This is a genomic window from Brevibacterium sp. K72, assembly GCF_050562175.1.
Classification (GTDB): domain Bacteria; phylum Actinomycetota; class Actinomycetes; order Actinomycetales; family Brevibacteriaceae; genus Brevibacterium; species Brevibacterium casei.
Genome location: NZ_CP191582.1, coordinates 1,451,305 through 1,471,291, shown reverse-complemented (window position 1 = coordinate 1,471,291; position 19,987 = coordinate 1,451,305). Strand labels below are relative to the sequence as shown.

At 66.8% G+C, this 19,987-nt stretch carries 22 protein-coding genes; 13 read left to right on the top strand and 9 right to left on the bottom strand.

The features are described 5' to 3' along the window. Nucleotides 1-100 precede the first annotated feature (100 nt). From ACQ1RG_RS06535 to ACQ1RG_RS06505, 7 genes are all read right to left on the bottom strand, one after another. Entirely contained in the window at nt 101-871 is a 771-nt protein-coding gene (locus ACQ1RG_RS06535) for an ABC transporter ATP-binding protein (protein ID WP_211978248.1), read from the bottom strand. After that, nucleotides 864-1,715 (bottom strand): ABC transporter permease, encoded by an 852-nt coding sequence (locus ACQ1RG_RS06530; protein WP_227006988.1) that lies wholly within the window; start codon nt 1,713-1,715, stop codon nt 864-866. The genes ACQ1RG_RS06535 and ACQ1RG_RS06530 overlap by 8 nt, the downstream gene beginning before the upstream one ends. 78 nt (nt 1,716-1,793) lie before the next feature. Beyond that, entirely contained in the window at nt 1,794-3,080 is a 1,287-nt protein-coding gene (locus ACQ1RG_RS06525; RefSeq protein WP_430600750.1) for an FAD-dependent oxidoreductase, read from the bottom strand. Between the two features lie 93 nt (nt 3,081-3,173). Further along, nucleotides 3,174-3,536, bottom strand: a complete 363-nt coding sequence (locus tag ACQ1RG_RS06520) for a cupin domain-containing protein (RefSeq protein ID WP_430600749.1) — start codon at nt 3,534-3,536, stop codon at nt 3,174-3,176. A gap of 181 nt (nt 3,537-3,717) precedes the next feature. Then, nucleotides 3,718-3,951, bottom strand: a complete 234-nt coding sequence (locus tag ACQ1RG_RS06515) for a hypothetical protein (RefSeq protein ID WP_430600748.1) — start codon at nt 3,949-3,951, stop codon at nt 3,718-3,720. Between the two features lie 11 nt (nt 3,952-3,962). Continuing rightward, nucleotides 3,963-4,568, bottom strand: a complete 606-nt coding sequence (locus ACQ1RG_RS06510; protein ID WP_430600746.1) for a hypothetical protein — start codon at nt 4,566-4,568, stop codon at nt 3,963-3,965. Between the two features lie 275 nt (nt 4,569-4,843). Beyond that, on the bottom strand, nt 4,844-6,358 hold the full coding sequence (locus tag ACQ1RG_RS06505) for an amino acid carrier protein (RefSeq protein ID WP_131248583.1): 1,515 nt from the start codon (nt 6,356-6,358) through the stop codon (nt 4,844-4,846). Nucleotides 6,359-6,523: 165 nt separating this feature from the next. Here ACQ1RG_RS06505 and ACQ1RG_RS06500 point away from each other — a divergent pair, with 165 nt between their 5' ends. The 6 genes from ACQ1RG_RS06500 (at nt 6,524) to ACQ1RG_RS06475 (ending at nt 12,476) form a co-directional block, all read left to right on the top strand. After that, entirely contained in the window at nt 6,524-7,453 is a 930-nt protein-coding gene (locus ACQ1RG_RS06500; protein ID WP_430600745.1) for a dihydrodipicolinate synthase family protein, read from the top strand. Between the two features lie 102 nt (nt 7,454-7,555). Continuing rightward, nucleotides 7,556-8,563 (top strand): proline racemase family protein, encoded by a 1,008-nt coding sequence (locus tag ACQ1RG_RS06495; protein WP_430600743.1) that lies wholly within the window; start codon nt 7,556-7,558, stop codon nt 8,561-8,563. Nucleotides 8,564-8,598: 35 nt separating this feature from the next. Continuing rightward, nucleotides 8,599-9,357, top strand: coding sequence for a GntR family transcriptional regulator (locus ACQ1RG_RS06490; RefSeq protein WP_430600742.1), 759 nt, complete (start codon nt 8,599-8,601; stop codon nt 9,355-9,357). Nucleotides 9,358-9,370: 13 nt separating this feature from the next. Then, nucleotides 9,371-10,636: an NAD(P)/FAD-dependent oxidoreductase gene (locus ACQ1RG_RS06485; protein ID WP_430600740.1), complete on the top strand. Its 1,266-nt coding sequence runs from the start codon at nt 9,371-9,373 to the stop codon at nt 10,634-10,636. Next, complete coding sequence (locus ACQ1RG_RS06480; RefSeq protein ID WP_009377286.1) at nt 10,633-11,016, top strand: (2Fe-2S)-binding protein; 384 nt, start codon at nt 10,633-10,635, stop codon at nt 11,014-11,016. Before ACQ1RG_RS06485 ends, ACQ1RG_RS06480 begins: the two co-directional genes overlap by 4 nt. Then, nucleotides 11,013-12,476 (top strand): NAD(P)/FAD-dependent oxidoreductase, encoded by a 1,464-nt coding sequence (locus tag ACQ1RG_RS06475; protein ID WP_009377287.1) that lies wholly within the window; start codon nt 11,013-11,015, stop codon nt 12,474-12,476. The genes ACQ1RG_RS06480 and ACQ1RG_RS06475 overlap by 4 nt, the downstream gene beginning before the upstream one ends. Before the next feature lie 90 nt (nt 12,477-12,566). On the opposite strand, the gene ACQ1RG_RS06470 is transcribed toward ACQ1RG_RS06475, so the two are convergent. Continuing rightward, nucleotides 12,567-13,346: a pyridoxamine 5'-phosphate oxidase family protein gene (locus ACQ1RG_RS06470; RefSeq protein WP_430600737.1), complete on the bottom strand. Its 780-nt coding sequence runs from the start codon at nt 13,344-13,346 to the stop codon at nt 12,567-12,569. 298 nt (nt 13,347-13,644) lie between these two features. Here ACQ1RG_RS06470 and ACQ1RG_RS06465 point away from each other — a divergent pair, with 298 nt between their 5' ends. From ACQ1RG_RS06465 to ykgO, 3 genes are all read left to right on the top strand, one after another. Next, the gene (locus tag ACQ1RG_RS06465; RefSeq protein ID WP_430600736.1) at nt 13,645-13,971 is read left to right on the top strand and encodes a rhodanese-like domain-containing protein; all 327 of its coding nucleotides are present in this window, start codon (nt 13,645-13,647) and stop codon (nt 13,969-13,971) included. 145 nt (nt 13,972-14,116) lie between these two features. Next, nucleotides 14,117-15,772, top strand: coding sequence for a phosphoglucomutase (alpha-D-glucose-1,6-bisphosphate-dependent) (pgm, locus tag ACQ1RG_RS06460; RefSeq protein WP_430600734.1), 1,656 nt, complete (start codon nt 14,117-14,119; stop codon nt 15,770-15,772). Nucleotides 15,773-15,850: 78 nt separating this feature from the next. Continuing rightward, nucleotides 15,851-15,973 carry a type B 50S ribosomal protein L36 gene (ykgO, locus tag ACQ1RG_RS06455; protein WP_009377295.1) on the top strand — a complete coding sequence of 41 codons (123 nt, stop codon included), beginning with the start codon at nt 15,851-15,853 and terminating at the stop codon, nt 15,971-15,973. A gap of 108 nt (nt 15,974-16,081) precedes the next feature. On the opposite strand, the gene ACQ1RG_RS06450 is transcribed toward ykgO, so the two are convergent. Beyond that, a complete protein-coding gene (locus ACQ1RG_RS06450) occupies nt 16,082-16,510 on the bottom strand; it encodes a winged helix-turn-helix transcriptional regulator (protein WP_278372130.1) in 429 nt (142 codons plus the stop codon). A 232-nt stretch (nt 16,511-16,742) separates the two neighbouring features. Here ACQ1RG_RS06450 and ACQ1RG_RS06445 point away from each other — a divergent pair, with 232 nt between their 5' ends. The 4 genes from ACQ1RG_RS06445 (at nt 16,743) to ACQ1RG_RS06430 (ending at nt 19,877) form a co-directional block, all read left to right on the top strand. After that, nucleotides 16,743-17,108: a DoxX family protein gene (locus ACQ1RG_RS06445; RefSeq protein WP_009377301.1), complete on the top strand. Its 366-nt coding sequence runs from the start codon at nt 16,743-16,745 to the stop codon at nt 17,106-17,108. A gap of 5 nt (nt 17,109-17,113) precedes the next feature. Beyond that, nucleotides 17,114-18,595, top strand: coding sequence for an MDR family MFS transporter (locus ACQ1RG_RS06440; protein WP_197464193.1), 1,482 nt, complete (start codon nt 17,114-17,116; stop codon nt 18,593-18,595). Nucleotides 18,596-19,090: 495 nt separating this feature from the next. Beyond that, a complete protein-coding gene (locus ACQ1RG_RS06435) occupies nt 19,091-19,678 on the top strand; it encodes a hypothetical protein (protein WP_162909099.1) in 588 nt (195 codons plus the stop codon). Then, entirely contained in the window at nt 19,671-19,877 is a 207-nt protein-coding gene (locus tag ACQ1RG_RS06430; protein WP_009377306.1) for a hypothetical protein, read from the top strand. The genes ACQ1RG_RS06435 and ACQ1RG_RS06430 overlap by 8 nt, the downstream gene beginning before the upstream one ends. Nucleotides 19,878-19,987: the final 110 nt, after the last annotated feature.

Here is a 19,987-nt window from a genome sequence, read left to right as displayed (position 1 = left end):
CAAACTAACTGAATGCGGCTGTGGGCGCCCGGATGATCCGGGCGCCCACAGTCGTTCGGTCAACTGATCGTCGACCTGAGCTCGGTCGACGACCACTCCCCTACTTAAACGACTCGTACTCCTTGACGACGTCGTCGGTGGGACCGTCGGCCCGCAGAACGCCCTTCTCGATCCACAGCGTGCGATTGCACGTGTCGCGAATAGAGCGCATCGAGTGCGAGACGAGGAAGACCGTACCGGCGTTCTCGCGGATCTCGCGGATCCGCCCCTCACTGCGCTGCTGGAACTTCTTATCGCCCACGGCGAGCGCCTCGTCGACGATGAGGATCTCGTGCTGCACCGCCGTCGCGATGGCGAACTTGAGGCGCTGCGACATTCCTGAGGAGTACGTGCGCATCGGCATGTCGATGAAGTCGCCAAGGCCGGTGAAGTCGACGATGTCGTCGAACTTCTCCTCGATCTGCGACCGCGACAGGCCCAAAGCCAGACCGCCGAGGACGATGTTGCGTCCACCTGAGAGGTCGGGGATGAGCGCGGCACCGACACCGAGGAGGTTCGGCCGGGCACTTGCATAGACCGCGCCTTGCGTCGTCGGAGTCAATCCGGTGATCGCCCGCATGAGCGTCGACTTGCCCGAACCGTTGCTGCCGATGACGCCGATCGACTCATTGGCGTGGGCAACGAAGCTCACGCCCTTGAGCGCGTGGACCTCGCGCAGTCCGCGGGTCTTCTGAAGCATGCCTCCGGCACCGCCGAGCTTGAGCTTCTTGCCCGTGGCCAGAGTCTTATAGATGACGTGGACATCATCGGCGATAACGACAGGCGGGGTGGACTCGTGCACTTCGTCGTGGACCTTCTCTGCCTCACTCATCGCGACCGTACCTTTCCTCAGCCTGCCAGAAGAAGACGAACCCGAAGATGAAGATGCCGAAGGCCCAGATGGCGAAGTACCCGAAATACTCATAGGGGATCTCGTAGCCCTTCATAAGGATGCCGCGCGAGATCGAGAGCACCTCGTTGAGCGGATGCCAATCCGCGAAGGGCTGCAGCGAGGGATAGGTCTTCGCGATCATCTCGTTGAGGGAGAAGAACACGCCGGACGTGTAGAAGATCATCCGAGAAATGAACGGCGTCACCTGACTGAGGTCCCTGAAATGGACGGTGATACGCGCGAAGATGAACGCAATACCCTGACAGAAGATCCAGAAGAGGATGATGAGCGGGATGAAGAGCAGCCACTCCCACGAAGGCCTCGCCCCCCACATGACCGCGACGATGATCATCAGCGCCATCGTCGGCATGAAGTTGAGCAGGTTCTGCATGACCGTCGCGATCGGTAGGACGATGCGCGGGAACGGCAGGGACTGGACGAGAGAGGCGTTCGAGATGATCGACTTCGCGCCGCCGTTCATCGACGAGTTGAAGAACTCGAGCATGAAGACGCCGATGACGACGAAGGGCACGAAATCATCCGGCCGCATTCCGGCACCGCCGAGGATCACGCCGAAGATCACGCCGTAGATGATCGCCGAGAACGTCGGTCGCAACACGACCCAGAGCATGCCGAGCCGGTTGCGCTCATTCTCGGACTGAATCCGGTACCGGGACAGCGTCAGCGTGAAATCGCTGCGCTTCCACAGCTGCTTGATGTATTGGGGGAGAGACGGCCGCCCACCCACTCTGTCGAGTCCATGCTCGGCAGCAAGCTTGGCCATGTCCATGTAGGTAAAGATTCTCTCGTCGACAATGGGGGTTTGAACACAGGAAGTCTACGCGATGACTGCCTGCCGATCTCACAAGCGACTGTGAGCCTTGAAGTCGAATTCGGGATTCTCAAGCTGCGCTCGGGTGGGACGGTTGGAACTGGCGAGGACCCGCCGGGCCGCGGCCTGCATCGGCGGCCAGTTGAGCGTTTCGACGCCGACGAGCTCAGCTTCCGGCTCCGGTCCTTCGAAGTGGAAGACCTGGAACTTCGCGCCACTGGGATCGCTGCGGACGATCGTGTCAGTGGCATCAGGGCTGGTCAGACCCGCCGTGAAGACCTTCTCCGGACCCTGGAAGCTCCAGTGCCACGGAACGTCGTCCCACGGCTCCACCCCCGCCGAGGCGGTCGTCCAGTCCCGTACGCCACTGTCGGCATCCTCGGCGAGGATCTGCTCGGCAAGGTACTTCCCGTGGCTCTCGGCCACCGGCTCGCACGCCCACGGATGGTCGAGCGGGAACCGGCCGCCGGTGATGTGGGCACAATCACCTGCCGCCCATACTCCCGGGTAGGCGGTGCGCAGGTGCGCGTCGACGTCCCATGCGAACGTCGGCGCCTCTCCCGACACCGTGCCCTCGGGATCGGCAGGATGCTCGTCGGTCGTCGGCAGAGCCCCGTTGATGGGGATCCGCACCGGGCGGGCGCCGACACTCGTGACGAAGAGATCGTGGACGCCCTGCGGGATCGCCGCGGCATCGGTGTGCTCGGTGACGAAGCGGACGCCCGCCTCCCTGTGCTTGGCGAAGAGCGCCTGCCGCACCGGCGCCGAGAGCTGTCGGCGCAGCGGCTCGGTCCCGCGCAGGTAGACCGTCGCCTTGTGCCCGGCTGCGACCGCGGCACTGGCGACCTCGATCCCGAGGTACCCCGACCCGAGGACACCGACGTCGAGCGGGTCGCCCGCCTCGGCGACGAAATCGCGGATCCACTCCGCATCGCCGAGGTTGTAGACCGGCACCGCATCCGGGTACCCGGGGATCTCCGGCCGGTCGGCCTCCATTCCCGTCGCGAGGATGCAGTGCGTGAAGTCGAGGGTCTCCCCCGAGGCCAGGTGCACGGTTCCGGCGATCTCGGCCCCCGCCTCGGCGAGGGTGAGGGAGACGGCGCGATGCCGGACAAAAGTGATGCCCTCATCGGATTCGAGGTGATAGGGCAGGTGGTAGCGGGCGTCGTCGAAGAGGTGCTTCGACAGCGGCGGCCGCTCGTACGTGTCACCCGCCTCCGGGTCGATGAGGGTGACGGGCTGGCCCGCCTGGCTGAGTTCTCTGGCGGCGGTGGTTCCGGCCAAGCCGGCACCGATGATGACGATCTGCTTCCCCATAGCTCCATGCTAGACCGGGACCGCCCCATGTCAGACCGGGTGACGTGCCTGTCGGAGTGAGCGTCGTCACTGCCTGGTGGGTGGCTGGTTCACTCAAGCACAAGCGCACTTTTCGCGCTCGCTCAGGCCTCTTCGACGAAGGTCTGGATCATCGTCGGCGAGGCGTGGCCGCAGGTTGCCTTCCCCGGTGACGCGGAAGCGGTGGACGGTCTCAGCGCCGACGGTGACGATGTCGCCCGGGCGGGCGTCGACGCTCTCACCGTCGGCTTCGAGCAGGGCCGAACCCTCGAGGACGACCCACGTCTCGGTGTAGGGGTGCCAGTGGAAACCCGGGCCTTTACCGGGGGCGGCATCGACCCAGAAGAAGGAAACGTCGGCCCCGTGGTCGTCGCCGATGAACCGCGCTGTCGCGGAGCCGTCGAGCAGTGTGTCCTCACGCGTGGTCACGGTGATCATCGGAGTCCCTTCGGCAGCGGGCACCACGGTGTGCCTCGACGTCTGCACGCTATCGGTGACGGCTGGCCGGGTCAATGATCGCCGCGCCGTTGTCAGAGTTCAGGACCGAAGCGCACTGACTCCAGCCTCGGTCAGACCCGGTCCAGGCGGGTGCAGCATTACCCGGTCTGGGCCAATGCGGTCACGTGCGCTTCTTGCGGGGTGGTGGGTTGAGGACATTCTTGACGTCGCGCCAGACCCGCCTTGCGTAGGACGTCGAGGAGTGACGGTCGGACCCGCCGCCGTCATGCTCCTCGGCTCGCTCGCGTTCTTCTTGCTTGGCCAGTGCGTCGCGGACCATCTCGTCGAAGAGCACTTGGGCTCGCTCATTGCTCAGGCCCGGCACCGATTCGGGATCAATCCGGGGATCGGTCATCACGACTCCACTCACTTGCCCGGTCGAGATCTCAACCGGCGTCTCTCAATTGTCGGCGTCGGCTCCGGATTTTTCAACGTCCATCTCGTCCTTCTTTTCCTGCTGTTCCTCCCTCCTTTCCTCTTCCTTTCCTGCTGCTCCTTCTCCAACTCCGCCAAGACCCTGGAGTGAACCTCGGCCGCCAACTCTTTGTTCTTCTGATCAAGGAACTTCGGCGGTGTTTCAGCAAACTGTTTGACGACCTCAAACGCAAACAGTCTCGACACGATGTCATCGTTTTGGTTGAGGTTCTCGAGAGCCCATTGCATGAACTCGCGGAAGTCGTTCCGAACAGCTTCACGCGCTCGCGTGCGATTGGTCTTGGCCAAGACCGCCACTGTCGTGAGCCCGACGATGGCGGCGGCCCACGCGCCGAAGGGGCCGGCATTCTCTCCGATCACCCGGAACGCGTTGTCGTGGTCGGTCACCACTTCGATGATCGCCCAGACGATGAGGCTTGCCACGAGGCCGATCACGGCCAGAATCACCAATGCGATGGCGACGACGACTATCACAATCAGCGATATGACAAACCACCCAGGGGAGTCCGAACTTTCCTGTTCGCCCTGCTCGTTCATCCGTCAATCGTCACACAGTTGCGCAGGCATCTGTAGTGTTTCTATTTCAATCATCGATTGGCCTTCCCCGGGCGTGGTCCGACGATCACAGACCGCTTTCCAGACATCTGCGTGAGCGCCGACCTTCGTCTCATCCCCGCGAGAGGCGAACGTCGTCCGCTCGAACCGCGTGGCAGGATGACGAACGACGCGGGATCCGCCTCGCTCAAGCCGGAGCGCACTTGTCGACGCGAGGAACAGCCGAAAAGTGCGCTCAGGCTTGAGCGAGGGCGCTGCTACCGCTGGCGCACGTCCGCCTCGCGGGCCTCGAGCCGCTCACTGTTCGCGCGGGCCACGGCGACGGCGGCCGGCGGGTTCTCCCCCGTCCACGCATCGGCGCCGCGGATGCCGAGTTTGATCGGATCGAAGACCGGGTCGAGTCCCGCCTTCTTCTGCGCCGTGTAGTCGCGGAGCACCTTCGCGACGAGCGGGGCGAGGAAGACGAGGCAGACCATGTTGATCCAGCCGAGCGAACCGTAGCCGATGTCGCCGATGCCCCAGATGAGATCCGCGGGAAGGATTGCGGAGACGAACGCGATGACGACCATGAGGACCTGGAGGATGCGGGTGACGATCCGCAGCGCGGCACCTTTGAAAAGGTATGCGGCCGCCGAGGTGGAGATGTAGTTGAACGCGATGAGCGTCGTGAACGCGAAGAGGAAGAGGGCGAGGGCGACGAAGACCGACCCGAATCCGGGGAAGACCGAGTCGAGGGCGACCTGCGTGTTCTCGGTGCCGGCCTCGACGCCGGGGAGGTTCTCCACCAGGGTCCGCCCCGCCTCGGTGACGACGTTGTAGCTGTCGGTCATGAGGATCATGATCCCCGTCGCCGAGCACACGAGGACCGTGTCGACGTAGATCGAGAACGCCTGGACGATGCCCTGCTTGGCCGGGTGGGAGACCGATGCCGCCGCCGAGGCGTACGTTCCCTCACCGACTCCGGCGACGTTGGAGAACACGGCCCGGCGCACACCCCACGCCACGGCCGCGCCGACGATGCCGCCGAAGACCTCGTGGACACCGAAGGCCGAGCTGAAGACGAGCGCGATGACCGCAGGCACCTTGTCGAGGTTGACGACGATGACGACGATCGCCAGCAGGATGTAGCCGGCGGCCATGAACGGCACCGCCTTGTCGGCGACCGCGGTGATCCGCTTCGTCCCGCCGATGACGATGACACCGAAGACGACGGCGACGATGAGGCCGGTCACCCATTCGGGGGCGCCGAAGGCGACGTTGGCGCTGTTGGCGATGTTGAAGCTCTGCACGCCGGGGGCGAGGATCGCGTAGAGGATGACGGTGGCAGCGGCGGCGATGACGGCGAGCCACTTCTGCCCGAGGCCGCGCTCGATGTAGTAGGGGATGCCGCCGCGGTACTCGCCGTCGATTCGGCGCTTGAAGACCTGGGCGAGCGTCGACTCGGCGAACGCCGTCGCCCCGCCGAGGATGCCCATGACGATCATCCAGAACAGGGCACCGGGCCCGGCCACGGCGATCGCGGTGGCGACACCGGCGATGTTGCCGACGCCGACGCGGCTCGAGAGCGTGAGGGCGAGCGCCTGGAAGCTCGAGATCCCTCCCTCGTCGCCGGCGGAGCTCTCCTTGAGGATCTTCACGAGATCGGGCAGCCGCCGGATCTGCACCGCCCCCGTCCAGATCGTGTAGAGCAGGCCGAGACCGAGGGCCATATAGGCCATGGGATTCCAGATACCGGTGTTGATCGTGCCGATGACGTCGAGCAGGTCGTCCATAGGTCTACTCCTTTGTGACATGGACTCAGTGACAGGGACTGCGGAAACGGGACCGCTGAACGGTGAACCGGTGAACGTGACACACGCCACTCCATGTGTGTACCATTGCACAGTAACATGTCACACCGCATTAAAGAAGATGCGATCGAACCAGAGGGAGAACCCATGTCGACCAAGCCCTGGCACGGTGTCATCGTCGCCACCGCCCTGCCGTTCACCGACGACTTCGCCGTCGACTACGACGCCTTCGCCGAGCACGTCGCGTGGCTCGCCGCCCACGGCTGCGACGGTGTCGCCCCCAACGGGTCGCTCGGCGAGTACCAGACGCTCTCGGACGACGAACGCGCCCGGGTCATCGCCACCGCCGTTGAGGCGAGCCCGGCAGGCTTCCACGTCATGGCCGGCACCGGCGCCTACGGTGCCCTCCAGTCCCAGCGGTGGGCGGAACAGGCAGCGGAGGCCGGGGCCACCTCGGTGATGCAGCTCCCGCCGAACACCTACCGGGCCGACGCCGAGATCGTCAAGGACCACTACGCGAGGGTCGCCTCCGTCGGCCTGCCCGTCGTCGCCTACAACAACCCCATCGACACGAAGGTCGACCTCGTCCCCTCCCTCATCGCCGAGATCCACGCCGCCGGCCACGTCGTCGGCGTCAAGGAGTTCTCCGGCGACCCCCGCCGCATCTACGAGATCAAGGAGCTCGCCCCCACCCTCGACATCCTCATCGGCACCGACGACACCGTCCTTGAGGTCGGCCTCGCCGGTGCCGTCGGCTGGGTCTCGGGCTACCCGAACGCGATCCCCCGCGCGTGCATCGAGCTCTTCGAGCTGTGCACCTCCGGCGACGTCGCCGACCTCGTCCGCGCCCAGGAGATCTACCGCGACCTCCACTCGCTGCTGCGCTGGGACTCGAAGACCGAGTTCGTCCAGGCGATCAAGCTCTCGATGGACGTCCTCGGCCTGCGCGGCGGACTCTGCCGTCCCCCGCGCCTGCCCCTGTCCCAGCCGTTGGTCGAGCGCATCGTCGCCGACACCGAAACGGCCGCCGCGAAGGGGTACGCGTCCGAGACCCGGGCGAACGCCTCGGCGCTCTAGGAATCATGCGACGATCGGATCCCGGGACCACCCGGGATCCGGTCACCCGAACCGCACCCCCTCACCGCCGAGGGGACCCTGGCCGTCGAAGAGGAGGCCATCTTGCGCACATCCCGCGTCTTTCACGCCGTCGACTCGCACACCGAGGGCATGCCCACCCGCGTCATCACCGGCGGGGTCGGCGTGCTCCCGGGCGCGACGATGGCCGAGCGCCGCACGTGGTTCATCGCCCACCGCGACGAGCTGCGCACCCTGCTCATGACCGAACCCCGCGGGCACGCGTCGATGTCGGGGGCGATCCTCCAACCCCCGACCCGACCCGACGCGGACTGGGGTGTCCTCTACATCGAGGTCTCCGGATGCCTGCCGATGTGCGGTCACGGCACGATCGGCGTCGCCACCGTCCTCGTCGAGACGGGAATGGTCGAGGTGAGCGAACCGGTGACGACGATCCGCCTCGACACCCCGGCAGGGCTCGTCCTCGCCGAGGTGGCCGTCACCGACGGTCACGCCGACTCCGTGACGATCACGAACGTCCCCTCCTTCTCCGACCGCCTCGGCGCCGAGGCGGAGGTGCCGGGCCTCGGAACAGTCACCTACGACCTCGCGTTCGGGGGCAATTTCTATGCGATCGTCGACACCGAGAGCCTCGGCATCGAGTTCCGGGAGGACCGGAGCAACAAGGACGAGCTGCTCGCGGCGGGGATGGCGATCATGGACGCGGTCAACGCGAGCGATCCGCCCGTCCACCCGGAGCGCGACGACATCAGCGGCCTCCACCACGTCTACCTCACGGCCCCGGGCTCGGATGCCGCACGGTCCCGGCACGCGATGGCGATCGCCCCGGGCTGGTTCGACCGGTCCCCGTGCGGGACGGGCACGAGCGCGCGGATGGCCCAGCTCCACGCCCGCGGGCAGCTGCCCCTCGAGACCGACTTCGTCAACGAGTCCTACATCGGCTCCCGGTTCGTCGGCCGCCTCGTCGGGGAGACCACGGTGGGCGGCAAGCCTGCGGTCGTGCCGACCGTGACCGGCCGGGCCTGGGTGACCGGCACCGCCCAGTACTTCCTCGATCCGTCCGATCCGTTCCCGGCGGGATTCCTCCTATGAGTATCCTCGTAGTCAGCCGACGAAAGGACTCTCCCGTGCCGGATCTCCCCCGCCTCGATCGCCCGAAGAACCTGCGCGAGACCGTGCTGGGCCGCCTGCGCACGGCGATCATCACCGGCGACCTCGCCGAGGGGGAGCTCGTCTCGGCACCGGTGCTCGGCGAGCAGCTCGGGGTCTCGGCGACCCCGGTGCGCGAGGCGATGATGGACCTCTCCCGCGAGGGCCTCGTCGAGACCGTGAAGAACAAGGGCTTCCGGGTGACGACAATGACGGACAAGGACCTCGACGACCTCGCCGCGATCCGCCTCCTCATCGAACCGCCAGTCATGCACGCGGTCGCCGAGAACATCACCGAGGAGGCCTTCGCCGAGCTCACGGCACTCGCCGATGCGTGCGCCCGGGGCGCCGCCGAGGAGGACCTCGCCGAGTACCTCGCCCACGACCGCAGCTTCCACGCCCGGGTCCTCTCCTATGCCGACAACCCGCAGCTCACCGAACTCGCGACCTCCCTGCGCCTGCGCACCCGCCTCTACGGCATCGCCGCGCTCGCCCGCCAGGGCAGGCTCGTCGCCTCCGCGCAGGAGCACCATGAGCTCATCCGTCTCCTCCGCGACCGTGACGGGGCCGGCGCCGAAGCGCTCATGCGCGCCCACATCGGCCATGCCCGCTCGATCTGGGCAACCGGCGGCGAGGCGGGCGACGCCGGCGATGCGGGTGCTGGCAACACGGGAGGCTCCGGCGGTGCGGGTGTCGGCAGTGCGGGAGGCTTCGGCGGCCTGGGAGATGCACCGTGACGGGTTCGGGCGCATGAGGCGGCCGGACGGGACCAGCGACGTTCTCGTCATCGGCGCCGGCATCGTCGGCAGCGCGATCGCCTACTATGCGACCCGGGCGGGACTGAGCGTCACCGTCGTCGAGCGCGGTCTGCCCGCCTCGGGAACCTCGTCCCGCTGTGAGGGCAACCTCCTCGTCTCCGACAAGGAACTCGGACCCGAGCTCGCCCTCACCCAGTATTCGCTGAGCCTGTGGAAGGGCGAACTCGCCGATTTCGCCGACCGCTGGGAGTTCGAGGCCAAGGGCGGGATCATCGTCGCCTCCCGCGAATCGAGCCTGGCCTCTCTCGACCGAGTGACCGCTGCCCAGCGGGCCTTCGGCGTCGAAGCGATCCCGCTCGACCCGAATCAGCTGCGCGAGCTCGAACCCCATATCACCGCCGAGGCGCTCGGGGCCGCGTTCTATCCCGATGACTCCCAGGTCCAGCCCATGCTCGCCGCCGGTCACCTCCTCGCTCTTGCCGAGGATCGCGGGGCGCGGCTCGTCACCGACTCCCCCGTCGTCGAGCTGCTGCGCGCCGGCGATCGGGTCACCGGGGTGCGGACGCCGACCGGGTCGTACTCCGCCGGGCACATCGTCAATGCCGCAGGGACGTGGGCGAGCGAGATCGCCGCGATGGCCGGGATCGAGCTCGCCGTCCTGCCGCGGCGCGGCTTCGTCCTCGTCACCGAACCCCTGCCGCCGATGATCGCCCACAAGGTCTACGCCGCCGAGTACATCGACAACGTCGGAAGCTCCGCCGACGACCTCCAGGCGAGTCCCGTCGTCGAGGGAACCCCGGCCGGGTCGATCCTCATCGGTTCGAGCCGGGAGCGCGTCGGCTTCGACGAACGGGTGAGCAGTGAGGCGCTCGGGGCGATCGCCCGGAACGCCGCCGCCCTCTTCCCGTTCCTCTCAGACACCCGCATCCTCCGTCACTACCACGGCTTCCGCCCGTACTGTCCCGATCATCTGCCGGTCATCGGACCCGATCCGCGGGCGCCGGGGCTCTGGCATGCGTGCGGTCATGAAGGTGCGGGCATCGGACTGTCGGTGGGCACGGGCAAGCTCCTTGCCCAGGCGATGGCAGGCGAGGACGCGGACCGCGACCTCACGCCGTTCGCCCCCGAACGGTTCGAGCAGTCGGGACTCCTCGACGGGCCGGCAGAAGTCACCGGGGATTCGGGGATCGTCGGGCCGGCGGGGGTCGAGACGACAGGGCGAAATGCTGTCCCCACATGGAGGGAGGAGTCGGCATGAGCGATGAGGTCACCGCGTCCTTCGACGGATCCCCGCTGAGCGCGCCCGCGGGAGCGAGCGTCGCCGCCGCCCTCCTCGCTTCGGGACGCACGAGCTGGCGGACGACCCGGGCTGGTCGGCCGCGCGGACTCTTCTGCGGGATCGGCGTGTGCTTCGACTGCCTCGTCGACATCGACGGTCAGACCGGGCAGCGGGCGTGCATGATCCCGCTCGCCGAGGGCATGGACATCCGCAGTGCGGGCGGACACGCTCGTCGGGTGCGTCCGACACCCCGCGGTGGCGGTCGGCCTTCCCGCGCCGACGGCCCACCTCCCCGCGCCGACGGCCCACCTCCCCGCGGTGACGATGGGACGACCGCCGACAATCGGGGCAGACGATGAGTCCCGCTCTCACGGCAGACATCGCCGTCATCGGAGCCGGGCCGGCCGGCCTCGCGGCAGCGAATGCCGCTGCCGCCGGCGGAGCGTCGACCATCCTCGTCGTCGATTCGGCCATCCAACCGGGAGGTCAGTTCTGGCGGCACCGCACCGAAGCCTCGGCGGGCGATGACGGGCACCTCCACCACGGGTGGGACGACTACCTCGCTCTGCGGGCGGCCTTCGATGCGAGCATCGCCACCGGCGTCATCGACTTCCGGCCCTCAACCTCGGTGTGGGCGGTGGCAGCGGGCGAGGACGGCTTCATCCTGCGGCTCGCCCCGAGCCACGGCCCCGGACAGTCTCCCGACCCGGTCGTCCGGGCGTCGCGCCTCATCATCGCCACCGGCGGTTACGACCGGCAGATCCCCATCCCCGGCTGGGACCTGCCCGGGGTCATGGCCGCCGGCGGCATCCAGGGGTTCGCGAAGCAGAACGACCTGCTGCCGGGCAGGCGCTTCGTCATCGCCGGCACCGGCCCGTTCCTCCTCCCCGTCGCCGACACCGTCGTCCGGCTCGGCGGCGAGGTCGCCGCCGTCCTCGAATCCTCCCGCCTCAGCGGGTGGCTGCCGCACATGAGGTCGGCCGCAAGGGTGCCGGAGAAGGCGCTCGAAGGTGCCGGCTACGCGTGGACGTTCCTCCGCGAGCGCATCCCCTATCGGACCCAGACCGTGATCACGGAGATCCTCGGCGACGATCGGGTCGAGGCCGTGCGCACGGCACGGATCGACTGCCTCGGCGAGGTGGTTGCCGGCACTGAACGGATCCTCGACGACATCGACGCGGTCGGTCTGGGGTGGGGGTTCACCCCGCAGCTCGAGCTGCCGGTCGCCCTCGGGGCGGACACACGGGTCGATGTCGACGGGTCGCTCGTCGCCGTCGTCGACGAGGGTCAGCGGTCCTCGGAGCCCGGGCTCCTCCTCGCAGGCGAGGTCACCGGGGTCGGCGGTGCTGCCCTCGCGGTGGCCGAGGGTCGTGTGGCCGGAGCCGTCGCCGCCGCTGAGGTCACCGGGCGGACGGCGCCGGGGCTGCGCGCCGAGCGGGCGACGATCGCTCGCCACCGGGCGTTCGCCGCATCGATGCACCGGGCTCATCCGGTGCCTGCGGGGTGGGAGGGCCGCCTCGGCGAGGACACAATCGTCTGCCGGTGCGAGGAGGTGCCGGCGGGTGCGATCGTCCGTGCTCGCGACGGGCTGGCCGCCACCGATGCCCGGTCGCAGAAGAACATGACGCGTGCCGGCATGGGCTGGTGCCAGGGCCGCGAGTGCGGGTTCGCCGTGACGTGCCTGTCGGGTCGCGGCGGCGAGGCTGCACCCGGTGCCGGCCATCCGGCGCACGCCGAGGATGCAGCTGCGTCACTCGCGCAGACGATGAAGCGACCGGTCGCGCAGCCGGTACCGCTGTCGACGTTCTTCGACCTGTGAAGCCGAAGACCGTTCTCGGTCAAGCCGGAGCGCACATATCGAAGCGAGGAACCGTCGAAAAGTGCGCTCCGGCTTGACCGAGGGCCGGACTCAGAGCTCCGTCGTCTGGCTTCCGCCTTCGGGACGCTGGCCGGTGACCTTGGCCTTGATCATCTGCGCAAGGCCCGCGACCTTCCCGCCCTTGAGCCCCCAGTGCTGGGCGGAGTCGGTGACGACGTGGAGGAGGCCGAGGTTCGGGTCCTCCTTGCCGCCCTCGAACCATGTGGCCGCATCGTCGTTCCAGAGGTAGTCGATCTTCGCCCGGCTGTCGACGAATTCGACCATGCCGGCTACCGAAAGCCAGTTCCCGGCCTCGGAGACGGCGATGTTGACGTGCGGGTTCTGCCGTAGGGCTCCGGCCTGATCACCGTCGAGGCCGATGAAGAACCAGACGTCGGCATCGTCGGTGACCTGCTGCGGCACCATCGGGTGGGCGAGGAGCTTGCCGTCGGCGAGCGCCGTCGTGAGCATGACGTACTTGGAGTCGCGGAGGATGCGCACGACGTCGCGCTGGTCGAGGCCGTCGGTTCCGGACTCGTCCCGTCGGTGACGACGGTCAGTGGCGTCGCGCTGCGGACCGGTGGCGGCGTATCCGACGGTCGCGGACTCGTCGATCGCGGTGTGCGAGCCGTCCGGGTTGCGGTAGAGGGTGAAGCCCTCGGCGGTCGCGGTCTCCTGAGCGCGGGCTTCGACGTTCTCCTCGGTGTAGCCGACCTTCGCACCCTCTTCGATGTCGGACGTGCCGCCGATCTTCTCAGTGGCGTGGTCGAGGCCGGCAGCGGCGTCGCGTGCCGTCTCTTCTCCGTTGGACTCATTCCTGTTGCGGCTCATGATGCTCCCCTTCGCAGACGGATTCCGTCCTCGAGTGCCTACACTCGAGCGGCTGCCCGGCAGACCACGGACGGTCATGCCGTCATTCTCACACGAGCGCGCCGAAAACAACAGTGGCCTTGTCTCAACTGGCGGTTCTCAACCGGCGGCGGGCGCTCTGCACTCGCCTGAGCGCGTTCGGCCACCTCGGCGAATCGCTGAGACTGCGGAACCGCGGACCCACCGGGGACGGTCCGACCGCCTCGGCGAGGGGATGGGCCTGATGCGAGCGTCAGGGCACGGTCCTACACTGGGAGGCATGAGCGAACCATCTGTCACCGTGACCGAGATCCCCGACGGCGCCGCGATCGTCGACGTGCGCGAGGACGACGAGTGGGAAGCCGGACACATCGAGGGCGCGATCCACGTTCCCCTCGGCGAACTGCCCGAACGCCTCGACGATCTGCCGCTCGACGACGACATGTACATCATCTGCCGCACCGGCGGACGGTCGCTGCGGGCGACGGCGTGGCTCAACCTCAACGGCTTCGACGCCTACAACGTCGAAGGCGGCATGGGCTCGTGGAACATCGACAACGGCAAGCCCATCGTCTCGGAGACCGGCCAGGAACCCTGGGTGAAGTGAGGCAGTCGCGGCACGACGCCGCGACCCTGGACGTGGGCTGACCACCGCCTGTGACCTGCCCTCATGCATGGGCGTCTGCGTCCACGATGCAAGAACTCGGGGGCCCTGACTGTGTCGATGCGGACGTGTTTGGCAAGGTAGGCATATGACTACTCGTGCCGGCCAGCTCGCCCAGGACAGGGACCTCATCGACGTCCCCGCACTCCTCGACTCCTATTACGACCTCGTCCCCGATCCGTCGGTGCCGGGACAGGCCGTGAGCTTCGGGACCTCGGGGCACCGCGGCTCGAGCTTCAATCGGGCGTTCAACGAAGCCCATATCGCCGCGATCACCGCGGCCATCGTCGACTACCGCAAGGATCATGGGGTGCGCGGACCGATCTTCCTCGGCCGTGACACCCACGCACTGAGCGAACCGGCGTTCCTCACCGCCCTCGAGGTCCTCGCCGCCGCCGACGTCCCCGCCCTCATCGACGAACGCGACGGCTACACGCCGACCCCGGCGCTTTCGCACGCGATCCTCGGCTTCAACGCGGGCAAGTCGATCGGCGACGCCCAGGCCGACGGCATCATCATCACCCCCAGCCACAATCCCCCGGCCGACGGCGGCATCAAGTACAACCCGCCCCACGGCGGCCCCGCCGGCACCGAGGCGACGAAGTGGATCGCCGACCGCGCCAACGCCTACCTCGAAGCAGGGTGGGAGAAGATCCCGCGCACGAGCTTCCAGCGCGCCTTCCATCTCGAGAACACCGAGAACTTCGACTTCATCTCCAACTACGTCGGCGACCTCTCGTCGGTCATCGACATGGACCTCATCCGCGACTCCGGGCTGAGGATCGGGGCCGATCCTCTCGGCGGGGCGAGCGTCGACTACTGGGCCGCGATCGCCGAGGACTTCGACCTCAACCTCACCGTCGTCCACCCCGAACTCGACCCCACCTGGTCGTTCATGACGCTGGACTGGGACGAGAACATCCGCATGGACTGCTCGTCGCCGTTCGCGATGGCCGGCCTCATCGCCTCCCGGAACGACTACGACATCGCCACCGGCAACGACGCCGACGCCGATCGCCACGGCATCGTCACCCCCGACGCCGGTCTGATGAATCCCAACCACTACCTCGCGGCCGCGATCGACTACCTCCTGGAGAACCGTCCCGACTGGCCCGCCGAGGCGGCCATCGGCAAGACGCTCGTGACCTCCTCGATCGTCGACCGGGTCGTCGCCGCCCACGGGCGCCGCCTCTTCGAGGTCCCCGTCGGCTTCAAGTGGTTCGTCCCCGGCCTCCTCGACTCGACCCTCGCGTTCGGAGGTGAGGAGTCCGCCGGTGCGTCCTTCCTTCGCCGAGGTGGCAAGGTGTGGTCGACGGACAAGGACGGCATCATCCTCGCCCTGCTCGCCTCGGAGATGACGGCGAAGACCGGGCAGACACCGTCACAGCGCTATGCGGGGCTCGCCGAGAAGTTCGGCACGAGCGCCTACGCCCGCCAGGACGCGCCGGCCAACCGCGAGCAGAAGGCCCGCCTCGGCGCCCTCGAACCCTCGCAGGTCACCGCATCGACGATCGGCGGGGAGGACGTCACCTCGGTGCTCACCTCGGCACCCGGCAACGACGCGCCGATCGGCGGACTCAAGGTGACGACCGACAACGCGTGGTTCGCCGTGCGACCGTCGGGCACCGAGGACGTCTACAAGATCTATGCCGAGTCCCTGCGCGACGAGGACCACCTGCGCGCCGTCCAGCACGATGCCCGCAGCCTCGTCGACGGGGTGCTCGGCAAACAGCCGCAAGGGTGAGGCTCGGACGCTAGGGCCTGCGGAATACTCTCGCCTGGTTCTCCGTTGACTCATTCAATCGTCAACTAGGAGGCAGTCATGCAGGCCAGGAATTCCCTTCGCTCGATCAAGAAGCAGCCGGGTTCGCAGGTGGTCCGTCGTCGCGGACGCACCTACGTCATCAACAAGCTCAACCCGCGCTTCAAGTCGCGCCAGGGCTGATCAGCTGAGACGCGCAGACAGGGCGCCGGTTCCCACGTCGGGAACCGGCGCCCTGCTCGTGTGCGGTCGCCGGCGAGACGGTCCGGGACGTCCCCGCGGGGACGCGGATCACTCGGCTGCCGCGTCGTAGGCGTCGCGGTTGGCAGCGATCTCGGCCGTGTGGGCAGCGGCCCATTCGGCCAGCGCGAGGACGGCGGGCACGAGGGACAGACCCAACGGCGTCACCTGGTATTCGACGCGCGGAGGGATTTCGGCGAACATCTCCCGCTCGACGAGACCGTCGCGCTCGAGCTGACGCAGCGTCTGTGTGAGCATGCGCGACGAGATCCCCGGAGTCATCGACTTGAGCTCGGTGAACCTCCGCGGACCCTCCTGCAGCATGCCGATGAGCATCATCGACCACTTGTCGCCGACGCGGGCAAGGATCGACCGGAACACCTCGGGATCAACATTCGGACCTTCGCAGATCGCCTCCATGCGCGGCTCATCGATGCCTCTGTGGGCCTCGCTCACTGTCCTCACTGATGGGTCAGTCATCGCCTTCCTCTCATCCCCTCGCATTGCCGACTCGCCTCGGTGCGGCGGCCCTGTCGTGCCCCTCCTCACCGAGGCGACCCACCCCAGAGATCGTCCCTGGCCAGGTCAAATGGTTACCTCCGTGTGACTCGGTGACGTTGCTGTGCGTGCCACACCCTGCGGAATAATTACCGACGGTATCTAGGTTACCACTGGTAACTATTGACAGTACGAACCGTCCGAAAGGGGCACAATGCTCGTTCTCTCCATCATCACGTGGGCCCTCTCCGGCCTCCTCGCCGCACTCTTCCTCATGGCCGGCCTCGCCAAGGTGCGCAGCCCGCACAATTCGACGAAGCCGATGCCCACCCTCCTCGACTACACACCCGGTCAGGTCCGGTGGATCGGCATCGTCGAAGTCCTCGGGGCGATCGGCATCATCCTGCCCGCACTCCTCGGCATCCTCCCCTGGCTCACCGTCGTCTCCGCACTCGGGCTCGCCCTCATCCAGTTCCTCGCGATCTTCGCCCACAGGAAGCACAACGAGGCATTCACCATGAACATCATCGTTATGGTCGTCGCACTCGCTGTCGCTGTTCTGCGCATCGCAGGGGTCTGATGACGATGAGGGAATCCACTGCAGTCGACCGGGCCGCGGCCGCTGACCCGACTCCCGAGTCAGCGACCCCGCGCAAAGGCACCGGGGTGATCTGGCTCCTCCTCGGCGCCGCCTTCGTCACCCTCCTCAACGAAACGGTCATGGGTGTCGCCATCCCGCACCTCGTCACCGACCTCGGCGTCACGCTCACCCTCGCCCAATGGACGACCACGGCTTTCATGCTCACGATGGCCGTCGTCATCCCGACGACGGGCTACCTGCTCAAGCGCCTGAGCACGCGACAGGTGTTCCTCTTGGCGATGAGCCTCTTCACCGCCGGAACGCTGCTCGGCGCACTCGCACCGGAGTTCTCCGTCCTCCTCGTCGCTCGCGTCATCCAAGCCTCGGGCACGGCGATGATGATGCCGCTGCTCATGACGACGATCATGACCCTCGTTCCCGCGCACGAACGCGGTCGGTTCATGGGACGGATCACGATCGTCATGGCCGTCGCCCCGGCCCTCGGACCGACGCTGTCCGGGTTCATCCTCAACGTGCTCAACTGGCACTTCCTGTTCTGGACGATCCTGCCCGTGGCGATCCTCATGATGATCATCGGGGCGCTGCGTCTGCGCAACATCGGCGAACAGAGCCACTCACCGCTGGACTGGGTCTCCCTGCCGCTGTCCGCCTTCGGCTTCGGTGGACTCGTCTACGGGTTCAGCACCCTCGGCAGCGCCACGCCCGATTCCGCCCCTCAAGCGCTGACCGCCCTGGCCGTCGGTGTGCTCAGCCTGGGACTGTTCATCTGGCGGCAGATCGTCCTCCAGCGGGACGACCGGGCCCTGCTCGATCTGCGAGTGTTCCGGTCACGGACGTTCGCCCTGGCCATCGGCCTCGTCGTCGTGATGATGGCGGCGATGTTCGGTTCGATCATCCTCCTGCCGATCTACCTGCAGAACGTCCTCGCCCTCGATTCGGTGACGACCGGGATGCTCCTGCTCCCCGGTGGCCTCGTCATGGGCCTGGCCGCGCCGATCGTCGGTCGCCTCTTCGACCGCTTCGGTCCGCGACCGCTCGTCATCCCCGGGGCGCTCATGGCCAGTGCCGTGCTCTGGTCGCTCACCCAGCTGGACGAGAACTCACCGGCGTGGTTCGTCCTCCTCGGACACATGGGGCTCTCGATCGGCGTCGCCTTCATGATGACGCCGCTGCTCACCTCGGCGCTCGGATCGCTCACCCCGCAGCTCTACTCGCACGGGTCGGCGACGGTCGGCGCGATCCAGCAGGTCGCCGGGGCGATCGGCACGGCACTGTTCATCACCGTGCTCAGCATCGGCACCGTCCAGGCCGCCGGTTCGGGCGCGGCCTCGGTCGCCGCGCAAGCCGACGGGGTCTCGGTGGCATTCCTCGCCGGCGCGGTGCTCTCGCTCATCGCCGTGGTCGGCAGCTGGTTCGTCCGCAACCCGGCCCCGCTCGCCGCCCCAGCGTCGCCGGCCGCGAAATGAACCGGCCAGAGAGCTGAGCAGCGCAGAGCGCCCCGTCCCGGAGGAATCCGGGGCGGGGCGCTCTGCTGTGATCACCCGCCTCGGCGGGGTTCGCACGGTTCCGGACGACCGCCTCGGTGAGACTGAGCGGATGCCGCGGTACACAGCAAAAACCCGCCCCAGAATCACCTGGGACGGGGTTCGCTGTGTCTGGGAGGAATTTCGATTGCGGCCACGCGAAGACCCTAGGCCAGATGATCATCCGGTTATAGTTGCGAAATGGCCAATCCACCTCGGCTGCAGACGCCACCTTGGTCTCAAAACGACCTCAGGGCGCTCGGGAAGGCACTCCGGGATGGAACAACGCCCCCAGGCAGGGCACCAGATTATGAGGAGGTACTTGCGTGGTACCTCGACTTCTCTGGCGATGTCCTGGAGCACCTCGAGGGCCTCGATTGGTCGCCACTGGGATTGGCAGCGGCGCCCGGAACATCGCGCCCAAAGACAGTTGGCACTTTGATCGAAAAACTCCGGCGAGATCGCTCGACTCCATTGCAGAACATCGGCGACCTGGCAGGGGTTCGCATCGACGCCGATATGTCTCTTTCGGTGCAAACTGCGTTCGCTGATTCGGTCGCGGCCACAATTCGCGACGAGGTTGGTGATGCGAACGTCTTCATTAAAGATCTGCGTGGAGGCGAACACAGTGGGTATCGTGCAGTCCACGTCTTGACCAAGTATCCGGCGGGCCGATGCGAAATTCAGCTTCGAACGCAGCTTCAGAGCGCATGGGCCAACGCGTATGAACTTCTCGCGATGATTGTGGGACGAGAGATTCGCTACGGAGGTATGCCGTCAAATGCTCCCGGGCGAAGCCTCGTAGTGTCGATGCTGCAAGAATCACGGACCATCGCAGAGTTCGAGGGTCGCCTGAACCTTCTCAGTCACTTGTCTCACGTTTCCGAATCAGTCGACGAAGCCACACGCAAGATCCTGGCGTCCAAGTACAATGAAGACAAGAAGGGTGAGGAGCCGATCCTGCGGTCGTTGCACGACATGGAGCAAAGGCTACTCGCGTTAGTGAGAGGGGACCGTGATGACTAAATTCGTCCTCGCCTATAACAAGCGCACCGCTGAGCTCGTGGTTCTGGAGAAGTTCGGTGAGTCCAAGGACGCCGTCCGACGGCGTATGGAGCTGGCCGAAACTCACTTCGGCTCCGACTGGGAATTGGCGGTTCTCACGAGCCGAGATGAAGAGACTCTGCGCTCGACACATCAGAGGTACTTCGCCTCATCAGTTTGACGCATTTGACGTGCCATGAGGCTGGCCCTCACCAGGTCTGTCTACGACTCACATCCTCGAGCGAGTTCAGTCGCGTCATCAGACTGTGGTTCGACAGGTGCCAGAATTGA